This is a genomic window from Roseateles terrae, from assembly GCF_014192155.1.
Lineage (GTDB): Bacteria > Pseudomonadota > Gammaproteobacteria > Burkholderiales > Burkholderiaceae_C > Roseateles > Roseateles terrae.
In genome coordinates this window covers 77821-91972 of the sequence record NZ_JACHXO010000006.1, presented here as the reverse complement: position 1 = coordinate 91972, position 14152 = coordinate 77821, and the positions used below count along the sequence as shown (strand labels likewise).

Genomic DNA, 14152 nt, shown 5'->3' with positions numbered 1-14152 from the left:
CAGGAACAGGAACAGGAACTGGCACTGGGACGGGAACTGGTACCGGCACTGGCACTGGCACTGGCACTGGGACCGGCACTGGGACTGACACCGGAGCCACCACGCCGACGCGCACCTTGAGCTTCACCGCCACGGACGCAGAATTCCCGAACCCCGAGCGCGGCTTCTATCGCTGGGCCTGGAACGACCTGGGCGGCTTCACCGCCGCCGATGCGCAGGACGCCTACAACAATGGTTACCGGCTCGTTTATGGCCGGCTCAACCTCGCCAACTACCGCACCACCGACCTGCCGGCCAGTCTGCTGACTCAGCTGACGACGGCGTTTGCCAATGCACGCGGCGCCGGCATCAAGCTCGTCATCCGCGCGGTCTACAACTATCCGGAAACCGAGACGGACTATCAGAATGCCCAGGACGCCAGCCTGACGCGGGTGCAGTCTCATCTGAACCAGCTCAAGCCCGTGCTGCAGGCCAATGCAGACGTGATCGCCTATGTGCAGGCCGGTTTCATCGGCGCGTGGGGTGAGTGGCACACTTCATCCAACCAGCTGACCACGGAGGCCAACCGTACAGCCGTGCGAGACGCGCTGCTCGCTGCGGTGCCCAGCACCCGCTTCATCGATGTCCGGTATCCGCCGTATGTGATGGCCTGGACGCCGACCCTGCCCAGCCTGCAGTCCGCGCTCAGCGGCGCTTACCGGGTGGGCGTGCACAACGACTGCTTCCTGGCGAGCCGTACCGACGTCGGCACCTATGACGACAACAGCAGCGCTCAAGCCGCCCAGCGCGACTATGTGGCGCGGCTGGGAGACCTGGCGCCGTTTGGCGGCGAGACCTGCAACCCCGCTGATGAAGCGGGCGCGGTGCCGCGCACCAGCTGCGCGGACATCCTGGCCGAGGGCGCCAGGTACCGGCTCACCTACCTCAACGACGAGTACTACCGCGACCTTTTCCACGCCCGCTGGATCCAGAACGGCTGCATGGCGGAAGTGAAGCGCAAGATGGGTTACCGGGTGCAACTGGTGTCAGCGACGCATGCCACCTCGGCGACCCGAGGCCAGGTGCTGACGCTGGACCTGACAGTGCGCAATACCGGCTGGGCGCGGATGTTCAATCCACGCGGCGTGCAGGTGCTGCTGCGGGATGCGTCAGGGTCGGTGCGCAAGCTGACGGCCACCGGTGCCGACCCGCGCAGCTGGTTGCCTGGCGCGGACCAGGCGGCGAGCGTGGCAGTGACGCTGCCGTCGGATCTGCCTGCGGGCCCCTATTCGGTATGGCTGGCCCTGCCCGATGCGGAGCGCAGTCTGGCGGCGGACGTCCGTTATGCGGTGCGATGGGCCAATGCGGACGATGCAGTCACGGGCCAGAAATGGGATGCGACGCTGGGTGCGTTCAGCCTGGGGTCATCGATCGAGGTGAAGTGAGCGGCGGCGGCGGGAATGTCCTTTGCTGAGGATGCGGGTTTCCGATTGGAGGCCCCATGTCCCGCAAGCCGCTTAATCTGTCCCTGGCGCTCTCGGCTGTGCTGAGTGCCGCCGCCTTCAACGTCCATGCCCAGGCCAACACGGCGCCGCCGGGGAAATCCCACGATGGCGAGAAGGAAGTGCTGGGCGACGACAACACCTATTTCCACACGCACAGCCGGGTGCGCATTCCACGCGGGCGCCTGCCACCCAAGGGCCAATGCGGTCTTTGGTATCCGGACAAGAAGGGCAGCGAACAGCCGCAGCCGTTCAAGTGCTCGCCGGATGTGAAGGTGGAGCCGGGCGGCTTCCTGATCGTGCCGGGGACCGATCCGAACAATGTGGAAGTGGCCGTCTTTGACAAAGAGCGTCCCGGGGTGGTCATTGGCCGCGCGCTGTTTGACACCCGCACGGGCGGCATCCTGAGGCCGCTGGATCCGAAGCGAAGCTTGGATGGCACCGTGGGGGGAGAGAAGGGGACGCGGAATTGATAGCGCAGGGTATGGGGCGCTGCGTGCGATGAGGCGGGGTGCCGTGCCGCTGAATGAGATTGCCGAGCGTTGAAGGTAAGCTGCGTGCTCGCGCAGATCAGCGCCGTTTCAACGCATGGTGAACGCAGTGAACAGCGCCATCCCGGACTGCCCGCCCGCCATCAAGGACGACGGTCGCGCGCATCCCATTGCGGGGGCGTGGCGACCCATGCTGGGTGCGCTGGTGCGACGCTTCGCCTTGGGGGACTACGGACTCGCCGAGGCGGTTGAAGGCGTCGATCCCATCGCGCCTGAAACCGCGCAGCAGGTTCGTGACGCCGTGGAGGACTACGGCGCCACACTCATCGAGCTGCCGGAAGCCACGTGGCAGACCTCGGTGTCGCAATGGCAGGGCGACTTCTGGGACATGAACGGGTCGGCGAAACGCGATAAGTATTCCTGAGGCCACCTCCGCCGGAACTCACGGCCGGACACCGACACACGGCAAATACTGGCTGTGCGCCTCGACGCGCACATGCCCGAACGATGCACTCCCCATCGATGCCTGGTCGCTGAAGTCGCATCCAACACGTCGGGTCGTGATGACACCAAGGAGACGAGATGCTGATTGACTTCAAACGACTGAACATCCAGATCAGTGGCCTGGCGCTGTTGCTGCAAGGCGTCGTGATACCGGCGCATGCTGCCGCACCCGCCATGGCGCCATTGCCGGCCGTCCCGGCGCAGATGGGTTGCACCCTGGCCGCCTTCCAGGAGATGAACCTGAAGGGCGTCGCCGACGACAACGCCCCGGTCACCTTCACAGCCGTCTCGGTGGTGCCCGTGTCGTCAACCAATCCTGCCGCCTACTGCTCGGTGCGCGGCGTCATCGGACCGGGCGCCAGCTCCATCGTCATGAAGTTGCCCATGACGGCATGGACGCAGCGTTATGTGCAGAACGGCTGCGGGGGCGAGTGTGGCAATGACAATCTGGGCAATCCGACGCAGTCGGTCGGCTGTGTGCCGGTGAACAACGGTGAGCTGGTGACCGCCACGACCAACATGGGTCACACCAACGCGCAGGGCGCGACCTGGAACGTCAACAACCCCTGGGCCGCCATCGACTTTGCCTACCGCGGCGTGCATGTCACCGCACAGGTCGCCAAGGCCGTCATCCAGAACTTCTACGGCCGTCGTGCCGCCTACGCCTATTTCGACGGCTGCTCGGATGGCGGCCGTGAAGCGCTCATGTCCGCGCAGCGCTATCCGAACGATTTCAATGGCATTGCCGCCGGGGCGCCCGCCAACAACATGGACGTGCAGAACACGTATCACCATGCCAATCGGGTGCTGACCAACCAGACGAAGCCCGGCGTCCTGCCGATTCCCGCCCGCAATACCTACCTGCTTCTCCAATCGAATTTGCCCTATGTGCATTCGAAGGTCGTTGAGGCTTGCGACACCCTGGATGGGGTGGCGGACGGCATCATCGACGACCCGCGCAATTGCAAGTTCAAGACCGATACGCTGGTCTGTGAGAAGAACGGCCAGGAGGCGGGTTGCCTGACGCAGGCGCAGGCCGATGCGGTCGCCCGCATCCACGACGGCGCGCGCTCGACCGACGGCCAGCGTCTGGAGCCCGAGGGCGCCAGTCAGTGGGGATCGGAACTGGACTGGACGCTCTACATGCCGGCAGCGCAGGGCGGGACGGCGCAGGGGGAAAACTTCGTCAACAGCTGGCTGTACAAGACCTTCCTGAACCGACCGTTCAAGGACGCCGCGACACAGACACCCAGAACCCTCAACGACCTCAACTTCAGCGTCGCCGGCTTCCTGTCCACCGTGGCGTCATCTTCCATGTATGCGGCGACCAACCCCGACCTGCGTTCCTTTGCCGGGGCCGGCGGCAAGCTGATCCTCTGGCACGGCTGGGCAGACCAGCACATCTCGCCGCAGGGCACCCTCCAGTATTGGGAGACGATGAGCAAGCTGACGCGTCCGGCCAGCAGCTTCGCGCGCTTCTACCTCTTCCCTGGCATGGGCCATTGCGGCGGCGGTCTGGGACCGAATACCTTTGACCTGCTGACACCGCTGATGGCCTGGGTGGAGACCGGCGCGGCACCGGAGGCGCTGGTCGCCAACAATCCGACCACCGGCGTGTCACGCCCGGTCTATCCTTATCCGGCCGTTGCGCGCTACACCGGCGCCGGCAGCACCAGCGACCCGGCCAACTTCGTGCCGTGGACGCCCGCCACCGCGTCGGACGTCAGCACCAGCAACGTCGGCAACTACCTCTACACACCGTTCCTGAAGCAGGCCGCATGCACCGTGGTCGGCGGCGAAATCGTCTGCACACCTTGATGGCCCTGTCGTCCATCCATTCAACGCAAAGGGTTCTGATGAAAGCAATCTCTTTCAAGCAAGGGTGGCTGACGGCGATGGCCGCTCTCAGCCTGTGTGGTTCCGCGATGGCCGGTGATCTGGTGGTCAATGGAGGCTTCGAAGCCGGCAGTCTGGCGGGATGGTCGGGCAGCGTGCTGACCAATCCGTACAGCGGCGTGGTGTGCCTGGGCGCGGGCAGCGTGCCCGAGGGGAGCTGCGAAGCCTTCCTGGGCACCAGCGGCAGCGCCGATACGATGACCCAGGCGCTATCGACCGTCGCGGGACAGGCCTACGCCATCAGCTTCCTGCTTCAAAGTGACGGGAGTGTGCCCAGTGACTTCTCAGTGAGTTTTGGCGACCAATGGCTGTACACATCGGCGACCAGTCTCCTGCCAACCACGCCCACGGTACTGAGCTTCATGGCAGCGGCCACTGCTGAGGCGACGTCGCTGACCTTCAGCTTCCGCAATGACCCGGGTTACTTTGTGCTGGATGCGGTGTCGGTCACCGCAGTGCCAGAGCCGTCCGCGCTGCCACTGATGCTGCTGGGTGTGGGGGCCATCGCCGTCTGGCGTCGGCGCCCGGGGCCGTCCGCGGTCGCGTAGACCCGGGCGCCCCCCGGGCTGCGGAACACCGCTGCGTCAGCAACGACGCGGCGGATCTCCTCCATCAGCGCCCGCGCGCCGGGTGAGGCGAAGCAGCCCGCCCGCTGGGTCAGACCAATCTGCCGCCGCGTGGTCGCCAGCGGGATGGCGAGTTCCACCAGGCTGCCATCCAGAATCTCATAGCGCAGCTGGTGGGCGGAGATGGCCGTCACCATGTCGCTTTCCATCAGCAGTGCGCGCAGCACCGCCAGGTCACCGGTTTCCACCGCGGGGACGGGCGCGGGCAAGCCCGACGCGGCGAAGCACTGTTCAAACAGTTCGCGCGATGGCGCCCCCCGGCGTGACAGCACCCATCGCGCGCCGCTCAGCGCGCTCAGACCCTGGGTGACGCGGGACAGCGGATGCCCGGCGCGCACGATGAGTGAGAGTCGGTCTTCAAACAATGGCTCCGCTGCAAGTTCAGGCGTCAATTCGCCAGGCCGCAGGGCGCCCAGGATGAAATCCAGGTCGCCGCTGCGCAGCGAAGCCGCCAATGCGCTGTAGGGACTCTCTTCAGTGGCGATGTGCAGTCCAGGATGTTTGTCCAGCAAGGCGGCAATGGCCGTGGGCAGGAGGTGAGTGCGTCCCAGGGGCAATGCGCCGACATGCACGCTGCCCGTCAGCACGCCTTCGCTGGCGGCAATGTCCGGAATGATGTTGCGCAGCTCTGCCAGCACCCGGCGGAAGTAGAACGCGACGATGTCCCCGGCCTGGGTGGGCGCCAGTCCCCGGGCGCTGCGTTCGAACAAGGGCACACCCAGCCGCGTCTCCAGGTCCTTCAATGCGGCGCTCACCGCAGGCTGCGTGATGCCGAACTCGCGCGCCACCGCAGCCATGTTGCGCCGTTCGGCCAGGCTTGCGACCACCGCCAGACGACGGCCATTCAGGATCGACGCAAACAGTGAATTGGCATCGGTGCCGCCCTTGACGCCACCGCGCGCCATCAACTGCGTACGAGCGGCTTCGAACTCGGTGTCGATGCGTCGAGCGCGAACCAGCACGAGCTGGCCGTAGGCGTTCAGCACGGTGCCGCGCGCGCGCCGCTCGAACAAGGGCCGACCCAGCGCGGCTTCGAGTTCTGCAATGGACCGCGTGACCGCTGAGGAGACCCGGTACAACTCTTCGGCCGCTGCCGCAATGCTGCCGGAGGCAGCAACTGCGCATAGCGCACGCAGGTGTCGCAGATTGAGGTCCAGCGATTCGACATGGGTCGTCATGGCGGGCGATCTTCCGGGCAATCCCTGGCCCAAACCTCCGTAGAAACCCGGCCCGATAAAAAAGTTTGAGGTCTGGCGGGCCGGAAATCACGCCGCGCCGCGCGGCCCTTCGCCACACTGGGCAGCATCGAACAAGACCTACGGAGACAACCGTGAACCGAGTACCGACCACCGCGGTGGACGTCAAGGCATTCATTGACGAGCGCCCCATGGGGCGCATGCAATGGCTGCTGCTGGTGCTGTGCTTCGCCATCGTGGCGCTGGATGGCATGGACGTGGCCATCATGGGCTTTCTGGCGCCGTCCATCCTGCAGGAATGGCATGTGTCCCGCGCCGCATTCGGCGTGGTGATGAGCGCAGCGCCGTTGGGCCTGGTCCTCGGCGCGCTCCTGGCGGGCCCTGCGTCCGACCGGATCGGCCGCAAGGTGGTGCTGATTGGCTCGGTCTTGCTGTTTGGTCTCTTCACCTTCGCAACCGCCTACGCAGGCAACCTCACTGAAATGGCGGCCCTGCGTCTCCTGACGGGTGTGGGCCTGGGTGCGGCGATGCCCAACACCAGCACGCTGCTGTCGGAGTACGTCCCTCAGCGCTCCCGGTCCCTGTTGATCGCGGTGATGTTCACCGGCTTCAATCTCGGCTCTGGCGTGGTGGGCTTCGTGGCAGCCGCCATGATCCCTTCGGGTGGCTGGCGCTCGGTACTAATGCTGGGCGGCGTGCTGCCGCTGCTGCTGGTGCCGGTGCTGGTCGTGCTGTTGCCAGAGTCGGCGCGTTTCCTGGTGGTGCGCCGTGCCGCTGCGGACCGGATCGGTCGTGTGCTGGGCCGGGTCACCGGTGCCGTCTTCCCCTCCGGCACCGAATTCTTCGCACCGGAACCGCCCGTGCAAGCCAAGCAATCGATCGGCGTGCTCTTTTCCAAAGGCTACGGCCTGATGACGGGCGCCCTGTGGCTCACCTACTTCATGGGGCTGCTGGTGATCTACCTGCTGACGGGTTGGTTGCCCACCCTGATCAAGGACGCCGGACTGCCGATCTCGGAGGCCGCCACGATCACGGCCATGTTCCAGATTGGCGGCACGCTCGGGGCCATCCTGGTCGGCTGGGCGATGGACCGCCGCCCGCCGACGCGTGTCATCGGCGCGACCTACGCCCTGGGGGCCGTGTGCATCCTGGCGCTGGGTGTGGGCGGGGCGCTCTCCGGCTCCCTGGTCTGGCTGGTGACGGCCGCGGGCTTCTGCATGAGTGGTGCGCAGACCGGGCTGAATGCCTTTGCGCCGAGCTGCTACCCGACCCAGGCGCGCGCCACCGGTGTCAGCTGGATGCTGGGCATGGGCCGCTTCGGCAGCATCACCGGCTCCATGGTGGGCGGGCTGCTGCTGTCGCTGGGCTGGGGCTTCGGGGCGATCATCGGTCTGCTCGCCGTGCCGGCCGTCCTGGCGGCACTCGCGGTGCAGATGGCGCGGCGCGCCGAGCAGCCCGAGGAGCGTCCGCTCGTGGGCAAGTCGATCGCCGCCTGAGTCACCCTCCACCGGATTTTTTCCCATGGCCACGATCATTGGCGGCATTGCCGCCTCGCACACGCCCACCATCGGTTTTGCCTTCGACCGCGACAAGCGCGACGACCCCGTCTGGGCACCGATCTTCGCCGCCTTCGCACCGGTGCAGGCCTGGCTCGAGGCCAAGCGCCCCGACGTGCTGCTGATGATCTACAACGATCACATCACGTCGTTCTTCTTTGACCACTACAGCGCCTTTGCCCTGGGCACCGGTGAGCGCTGGATGCCGGCGGACGAGGGCGGGGGCGCGCGCGACCTGCCGGGGATTCAAGGCGACCCGGCATTCGCGGCGCACCTGGGCCGGTCGCTGATGGCGGACGAGTTCGACATGAGCTTCTTCCAGCAGCGTGCGCTGGATCACGGCTGCTTCTCGCCGCTGTCGGTACTGAGCCGTCATGACGGTCAGGCCTGGCCCCACCGGTTGGTGCCGCTGCAGGTGGGCGTGCTGCAGTTTCCCATCCCCACTGCCAGGCGCTGCTACCGGCTGGGGCAGGCGCTGCGTCGGGCGATCGAAAGCTATCCGCAGGACCTCAAGGTGGCCATCGTTGCCACCGGCGGGCTGTCGCACCAGGTGCATGGGGAGCGCGCGGGCTTCAACAACACCGAGTGGGACGAGCGATTTCTGGACCTCTTCGAGAAGGACCCCGAGCAGCTCACCGCGATGACGCACGCACAGTATGCGGCGCTGGGCGGCCTGGAGGGCAGCGAGGTCATCATGTGGCTGGTGATGCGCGGCGCGCTGGCCGAGCGGGTGAACTGTCTGCACCGCACCTATTACCTGCCGTCCATGGCCGGCATTGCGACCGCCATTTACGAGAACGCAGAGAACACCCCGGCCGAGCCGAGCCGCGCCGACGAACAGCTGGCCGGCATCGAGCAGTTGCCCGGCACCTATCCCTTCACCATTGAGCGCGGCGTGCGCTGCTACCGGCTCAATGCCTTCCTGCATGACCTGGTGATACCGGAGAACCGGGCGGCATTCCTGGCCAATGAGGAAGCTGTGTTCGAACTCGCCGCGCTGAGCGAGGAAGAGCGTGATCTCGTTCGCCGCCGTGACTGGCGCGGCTTGATCCGGTACGGGGCGATCTTCTTTGTGCTGGAGAAGCTCGGGGCGGTGGTGGGCGTGTCCAACCTGCATATCTATGCGGCGATGCGCGGCGAGACGCTGGAAGCGTTTCAGGCCACCCGCAACACCCGGGCGCTTTATTCCGTGGCGGGGCAGGGCGCCGGTGCGCTGAAGTGGGACGCCCCGTCCTCCGCAGCGACACCGCCTTCCCCGGCAGCGCCGGCCCCGGGACCGACCGATCACAACAAGGAGAGAGACAAGTGACGATACTGAAAACAAGCCTGGCCGCGGCAGCTCTGGTGCTGTGCGCCTGTGGCGCGCAGGCCCAGAACCTGGCTCTGTATGGCCTGCTCGACCAGGCGGTGGAGCACTTGAACAACGTAGGGACCGGCCACGATTCGCTGACCCGCCTGCCAGGCCTGGCCGGCAGCTATCCGTCGCGGCTGGGCGTGCGCGGCTCCGAGGATCTCGGGGACGGCCTGAAGGCGATCTTCACGCTGGAAATGGGCATGGGCCTGGACAGCGGAACGTTCAACCAGGGCGGTCGCGCCTGGGGCCGTCAGGCGTTTGTCGGCCTGCAGGGCCACTGGGGCACGGTGTCCCTGGGCCGACAGTATTCGATGCTGTTCTGGTCCCAACTCGATGCCGACATCCTCGGCCCGAACACCTTCGGATCCGGCTCGCTGGACAGCTATCTGCCCAATGACCGGGTTGACAACACCGTGGCCTATCGTGGCACCTTCAGCGGCCTCACGGTGGGTGCTACCTACAGCGTCGGCCGAGATTCGGTCAATGCAGGTCCGACCCCGGCCGGGACCAACTGCCCCGGTGAAAGCGCCACCGACACATCGGCCTGCCGGCAATGGTCCGCCATGCTGAAGTACGACACGGCCACCTGGGGCGCTGCGGCGGTGGTGGACGAGATCCGCGGGGGTGCCGGTGCATTCGCCGGGCTGACGAGCAGCGCGCTGAAAGACCGTCGATCGTCGCTGGCGGGCTGGGTGAAGCTGAGCCCGGACCTCAAGCTCGGCGCCGGCCTCATCGCGCGCAAAAACGACGCCAGCGTCACGACGCCCAAGAGCACCCTCTGGTACGTCGGCGGCACCTACAACTTCACCGCTGCGTGGAGTGCGGACGCGGAAGTCTTTAAGCTCGACTACCGGAACAGTGCCAACCAGGCCACGCTCTATGCCTTGCGTACGACCTACCAGCTCTCCAAGCGGTCGGCCGTGTATGCCACTGGCGGCCACATTGCCAACGACGGCACGCTGGCGCTGGGCGTGAGCAATGGCGCTGCCGGCGCGACGCCCGTGGCCGGCGCGAGCCAGACCGGTCTGGCGGTCGGCATCCGTCATTCATTCTGAGCCTGGGTGCGGCGGTCCGACATGACGCTTCAATTGCACGGCATTTCATCGATGGCCACCCGGGCTTTGCTCGCGGAGATGGCCGCGGCCTATGCACGCGAGACAGGCAGCACGCTGCGATTCGAATCGGTCGGCGGTGTGGATGCAGCGGAACGGGTGCGCCAGGGCGAGGCTTTTGACCTGGTGGTGCTGGCCGAATCCGCGCTTGAGCAGCTTCAGGCCGATGGCCATGTGAATGGCGAGCCGAAGGTGGTCGGCACGTCCGCCATGGGTGTGGCCGTGGCGAAGGGCGTGGCCAAGCCGCGCGTGGACGCCGCCGAGGCGCTGCGTGAGACCCTGCTGGCCGCACCGCGCATCGCCTATTCCACCGGCCCCAGCGGCACCGCCCTGTTGAAGCTTCTGGAACGCTGGCAACTGGGCGGCCTGCTGAAACCCCGACTGGTGCAAGCCCGCCCGGGCGTGCCGGTGGCGGCACTGCTCGCCGCCGGCGAGGCGTCCTTGGGATTTCAGCAGATCAGCGAGCTGCAGGGGCAGCCAGGCATTGAAGTGCTCGGCCCAATGCCCCCCGGCGCCGAGGTCATCACGCGCTTTGTCGGCGCCGTGGCGGCGTCATCCCGACGAGGCCCTGCGGCATTCGCCGCGCTTTCGTTCATCGCCGGACCTGACTGTGATGCGATCCGGCGCGCACTTGGAATGTCCAACACTACGACCAGCCCTTCACCATGATCATTGATGTACACGGCCACTACACCACCGCGCCCGCGGCGCTGGGCGCCTGGCGAGACCTGCAGGTCGCGGGCTTGAAGGAGCCAGGACTGGCGCCCTCCCGCGCATCGCTCAGCATCAGCGACGACGAGTTGCGCGAGTCGATTGAGATCAACCAACTCGCCAAGATGCGTGAGCGCGGCATCGATCTGACGGTGTTCAGCCCCCGCGCCAGCTTCATGGCCCACCACATCGGCAACTTTGAGACATCGGCCATCTGGGCGGCGATCTGCAATGAGCTGTGCCACCGCGTCAGCGAAATGTTCCCCGATCATTTCGTCGGTGCGGCCATGCTGCCTCAGAGCCCGGGTGTGGCACCGGCCAGCTGCATCCCCGAACTGGAGCGCTGCGTCAAAGAGTACGGCTTTGTCGGCATCAACCTCAACCCCGATCCGTCCGGCGGGCATTGGACCAGCCCCCCTTTGACGGACCGCCATTGGTACCCGCTGTACGAGAAGATGGTGGAGCTGGACATCCCCGCCATGATCCATGTCTCGACCAGCTGCAATGCCTGCTTCCACACGACGGGCGCGCATTATCTGAACGCTGACACGACCGCCTTCATGCAGTGCCTGTCCGGCGATCTCTTCAAGGACTTTCCGACGCTACGCTTTCTGATTCCGCATGGCGGCGGCGCGGTGCCCTACCACTGGGGGCGTTTCCGTGGCCTGGCGCAAGAGATGAAAAAGCCGCTGCTGGAAGAGCACCTGCTGAAGAACATCTTCTTCGACACCTGCGTGTATCACCAGCCGGGCATCGATCTGCTGACCGGCGTGATTCCGGTGGAGAACGTGCTGTTTGCGTCGGAAATGATTGGCGCGGTGCGCGGCCTGGACCCGCAGACCGGCCACCACTTTGACGACACACGGCGCTACATCGAGGCCACGCCGCATCTCACCGACGCCCAACGGCACCAGGTCTTCGAAGGCAATGCGCGGCGCGTGTTTCCGCGCCTGGATGCACGACTGGCCAGCAAGGGACTCTGACATGTACGAACTGGGTGTCGTCTATCGCAACATCGAACGCGCGGACCGCGCCACGGCGGATGCCCTGGCCGGCCCGGGATCGGCCACGGTGCACGAAGCCATGGGACGCGTGGGCCTGCTCAAGCCGTACGTGCGGCCCATCTACGCAGGCGCCCAGGTCAGCGGGACGGCCGTGACCGTGCTGCTGCACCCGGGAGACAACTGGATGATGCATGTGGCCGCGGAGCAGATCCAGCCCGGCGACATCGTGGTGGCCGCCATCACCGCTGAATGCACCGACGGTTACTTCGGCGACCTGCTGGCGACCAGCTTCCAGTCGCGCGGTGCACGTGCGCTGATCATTGACGCCGGTGTGCGCGACGTGAAGACGCTGACGGAGATGAAGTTTCCCGTCTGGAGCAAGTGCATTTCGTCGAAAGGCACCATCAAGGCGACGCTCGGCTCGGTCAACATCCCGGTGGTCTGCGCCGGCATGTGGGTGACGCCGGGCGATGTGATCGTGGCGGATGACGACGGGGTGGTGTGCGTCCCGCGCGGCTTGAGTGCGCAGGCACTGGCCGCGGCGCAGGCGCGGGAGGCGCATGAAGGCGCCAAGCGGGAGCGGCTGGCCGCAGGCGTCCTGGGGCTGGACATGTACGGTATGCGAGAGCCGCTTCAAAGGGCTGGGCTGCGGTACATCGACTGAGGCCTGCGCAATCGCGGGAGGCGGGTGATCGGTCGGAAACCATAATAGTGAGGGGAGGCGCTCGAAGTCTTGTAAAAACTAAACTCCGGCCGACGCCCGCATCTGGAGATCCTTGCTTGGATCCGGCCGGCGATGCAGGCCGGTCACTCCAGCAATGTCATTGCTGAATCGAGACACGGCCGCGGTGTGGAATTCCGAGAGCGGTATCAGGCGGATGGCGCCTCATTCCGGTCTTCGCAATCGGGCCCCTGCACAGGGCGAGTGCACCTCGGGCCTATGGTGCCCGGATTCGCATGATCACCCAACAGTCTACGATTTCCGGGCCCCCTTGGCGTTGCCGTTGCCCACTATTTCGGAGTTCCGGCTTCCAGAAAACGACGCCAAATTCGTAGAGTGGGTCGGCAATGAGGCCTGCAAGATTCAGAGCGCTGATGGCACGGTAAGACTGTTTGACGTGCCGGAAAGGTCTGCAACCTAGCATCCGAACATGCGGTCTTGGTGTGGAAGGGGCAGGTCGAACCTGCAGTACATCGCTGTCGGATTGCGCACAACCCAAAACTGAAAACCGGTCCTGATCAGCCACTTGGCCCTGAGTGAATCAGCGGACTTTGAACCCGTATCTCACGCAACTCTGAACTTTCAGCATTTTGTTTCGCTCAACTTTGAACTTTGGGCACCAACAAAGCCTCCGGCGATAGAAGGGGCGACGGCGTCCGCCCAGACGCCGCGTCGGCACCCCGATCGTGCGCTTGAGCAGGCTCATCAGTTGAGCCTGCTAGGATCTGGGCCGCTAGAAGGCTGCTAGGAGTGCGCTTCAGCCCCGCGGGCTGAACGTTCTAGGGAACACAACTGGCGCGCTGCGGTCGGCGAGTCGGTACCCCATGGCAGGCCGGTTCGAACTGCCCTCCACGTACCCCTCCTCCACCAAGAACTGCGCGGCAAGCATGCGTGTCCTGAAACCACTCTTGTCCACGTCGCGATTCAGCACGATCTCGTAGATGCGCTGCAGTTGCGGCAGCGTGAACGGCTCTGCCAGTAAGAAGGCAGGCAGCGAGGTGTATTCCACCCTCCCGCGCAGTCGCTCGACGGCAGCTTGCAGGATGGCGGCATGATCGAACCCCAGCCTCGGGTTCGCCAGCACCTCCTCCACCTTCAACCACGCGACGTCCGCAGCGTTGGCGCCCTTGGCGAGCTCAATATCGCGGCTGGGGATCAACGCGAAGTACACGTGTGTGGCCGACCATCCGCGGGGATCTCTCGCCGCTCCACCCCAACTGCCCAGTTGCTCGAGGTAGGGGCTGCGAACACCCGTCTTCTCGAGGAGCTTGCGTTCGGCGCATGCCAACAGATCCCGGTCGACATCCACGTTCACGAATCCGCCCGGCAAGGCCCACCAACCCGGGAACGACTCCGACGCCTTGTCTTCGGGCCGCTGCACGAGCAGCACCTTCAGCGCCTCGTCGGAGACAGTGAAGATGACCAGGTCTACCGTGGTGAATGGCAGTGGAAAGCCCAACGAAGCGGCTCTCGGCCGAGATGGCTTGGCGGTCATGCGAG

12 protein-coding genes and 1 pseudogene are annotated in these 14152 nt (G+C 65.6%); 11 read left to right on the top strand and 2 right to left on the bottom strand.

Annotation, left to right across the window (positions count from 1 at the left end):
- Positions 1-116: 116 nt before the first annotated feature.
- The 5 genes and pseudogenes from FHS28_RS16690 to FHS28_RS24270 all read left to right on the top strand — a co-directional run.
- Positions 117-1424 (top strand): DUF4832 domain-containing protein, encoded by a 1308-nt coding sequence (locus tag FHS28_RS16690; RefSeq protein ID WP_184295062.1) that lies wholly within the window; start codon positions 117-119, stop codon positions 1422-1424.
- A gap of 56 nt (positions 1425-1480) precedes the next feature.
- Complete coding sequence (locus FHS28_RS16685; RefSeq protein WP_088453439.1) at positions 1481-1954, top strand: hypothetical protein; 474 nt, start codon at positions 1481-1483, stop codon at positions 1952-1954.
- A gap of 115 nt (positions 1955-2069) precedes the next feature.
- Entirely contained in the window at positions 2070-2396 is a 327-nt protein-coding gene (locus tag FHS28_RS16680; RefSeq protein ID WP_088453440.1) for a DUF7668 domain-containing protein, read from the top strand.
- Between the two features lie 158 nt (positions 2397-2554).
- Positions 2555-4294: a tannase/feruloyl esterase family alpha/beta hydrolase gene (locus FHS28_RS16675; protein WP_088453441.1), complete on the top strand. Its 1740-nt coding sequence runs from the start codon at positions 2555-2557 to the stop codon at positions 4292-4294.
- Positions 4255-4866, top strand: a pseudogene (locus FHS28_RS24270) (carbohydrate binding domain-containing protein); the annotation flags it as partial. The gene FHS28_RS16675 and the pseudogene FHS28_RS24270, both read left to right, overlap by 40 nt.
- Here FHS28_RS24270 and FHS28_RS16670 read toward each other — a convergent pair.
- Entirely contained in the window at positions 4794-6176 is a 1383-nt protein-coding gene (locus FHS28_RS16670) for a LysR family transcriptional regulator (RefSeq protein WP_088453443.1), read from the bottom strand. The pseudogene FHS28_RS24270 and the gene FHS28_RS16670 sit on opposite strands and share 73 nt — an antisense overlap.
- Positions 6177-6385: 209 nt before the next feature.
- On the opposite strand from FHS28_RS16670, the gene FHS28_RS16665 reads away from it, so the two are divergent.
- Genes FHS28_RS16665 through ligK form a run of 6 tightly spaced genes read left to right on the top strand, consistent with a single transcriptional unit; the run spans position 6386 to position 12595 of the window.
- A complete protein-coding gene (locus FHS28_RS16665) occupies positions 6386-7690 on the top strand; it encodes an MFS transporter (RefSeq protein WP_088453444.1) in 1305 nt (434 codons plus the stop codon).
- Positions 7691-7715: 25 nt separating this feature from the next.
- Complete coding sequence (locus FHS28_RS16660) at positions 7716-9059, top strand: gallate dioxygenase (protein WP_088453445.1); 1344 nt, start codon at positions 7716-7718, stop codon at positions 9057-9059.
- A gap of 2 nt (positions 9060-9061) precedes the next feature.
- Positions 9062-10159: a porin gene (locus FHS28_RS16655; protein ID WP_375140774.1), complete on the top strand. Its 1098-nt coding sequence runs from the start codon at positions 9062-9064 to the stop codon at positions 10157-10159.
- 21 nt (positions 10160-10180) lie between these two features.
- On the top strand, positions 10181-10885 hold the full coding sequence (locus FHS28_RS16650) for a substrate-binding domain-containing protein (protein ID WP_088453447.1): 705 nt from the start codon (positions 10181-10183) through the stop codon (positions 10883-10885).
- Positions 10882-11910: an amidohydrolase family protein gene (locus FHS28_RS16645; RefSeq protein ID WP_088453448.1), complete on the top strand. Its 1029-nt coding sequence runs from the start codon at positions 10882-10884 to the stop codon at positions 11908-11910. The genes FHS28_RS16650 and FHS28_RS16645 overlap by 4 nt, the downstream gene beginning before the upstream one ends.
- A gap of 1 nt (position 11911) precedes the next feature.
- The gene (gene ligK / locus FHS28_RS16640) at positions 11912-12595 is read left to right on the top strand and encodes a 4-carboxy-4-hydroxy-2-oxoadipate aldolase/oxaloacetate decarboxylase (RefSeq protein ID WP_088453449.1); all 684 of its coding nucleotides are present in this window, start codon (positions 11912-11914) and stop codon (positions 12593-12595) included.
- Between the two features lie 814 nt (positions 12596-13409).
- On the opposite strand, the gene FHS28_RS16635 is transcribed toward ligK, so the two are convergent.
- On the bottom strand, positions 13410-14147 hold the full coding sequence (locus FHS28_RS16635; protein WP_088453450.1) for an NUDIX hydrolase: 738 nt from the start codon (positions 14145-14147) through the stop codon (positions 13410-13412).
- Positions 14148-14152 lie beyond the last annotated feature (5 nt).

Bases quoted from the DNA above. Each gene is read 5' to 3' on its own strand.
- FHS28_RS16685 (WP_088453439.1), top strand. From the start codon at position 1,481: ATGTCCCGCAAGCCGCTTAATCTGTCCCTGGCGCTCTCGGCTGTGCTG.
- FHS28_RS16680 (WP_088453440.1), top strand. From the start codon at position 2,070: ATGGTGAACGCAGTGAACAGCGCCATCCCGGACTGCCCGCCCGCCATC.
- FHS28_RS16675 (WP_088453441.1), top strand. From the start codon at position 2,555: ATGCTGATTGACTTCAAACGACTGAACATCCAGATCAGTGGCCTGGCG.
- FHS28_RS16670 (WP_088453443.1), bottom strand. From the start codon at position 6,176: ATGACGACCCATGTCGAATCGCTGGACCTCAATCTGCGACACCTGCGT.
- FHS28_RS16665 (WP_088453444.1), top strand. From the start codon at position 6,386: ATGGGGCGCATGCAATGGCTGCTGCTGGTGCTGTGCTTCGCCATCGTG.
- FHS28_RS16660 (WP_088453445.1), top strand. From the start codon at position 7,716: ATGGCCACGATCATTGGCGGCATTGCCGCCTCGCACACGCCCACCATC.
- FHS28_RS16650 (WP_088453447.1), top strand. From the start codon at position 10,181: ATGACGCTTCAATTGCACGGCATTTCATCGATGGCCACCCGGGCTTTG.
- FHS28_RS16645 (WP_088453448.1), top strand. From the start codon at position 10,882: ATGATCATTGATGTACACGGCCACTACACCACCGCGCCCGCGGCGCTG.
- ligK (WP_088453449.1), top strand. From the start codon at position 11,912: ATGTACGAACTGGGTGTCGTCTATCGCAACATCGAACGCGCGGACCGC.
- FHS28_RS16635 (WP_088453450.1), bottom strand. From the start codon at position 14,147: ATGACCGCCAAGCCATCTCGGCCGAGAGCCGCTTCGTTGGGCTTTCCA.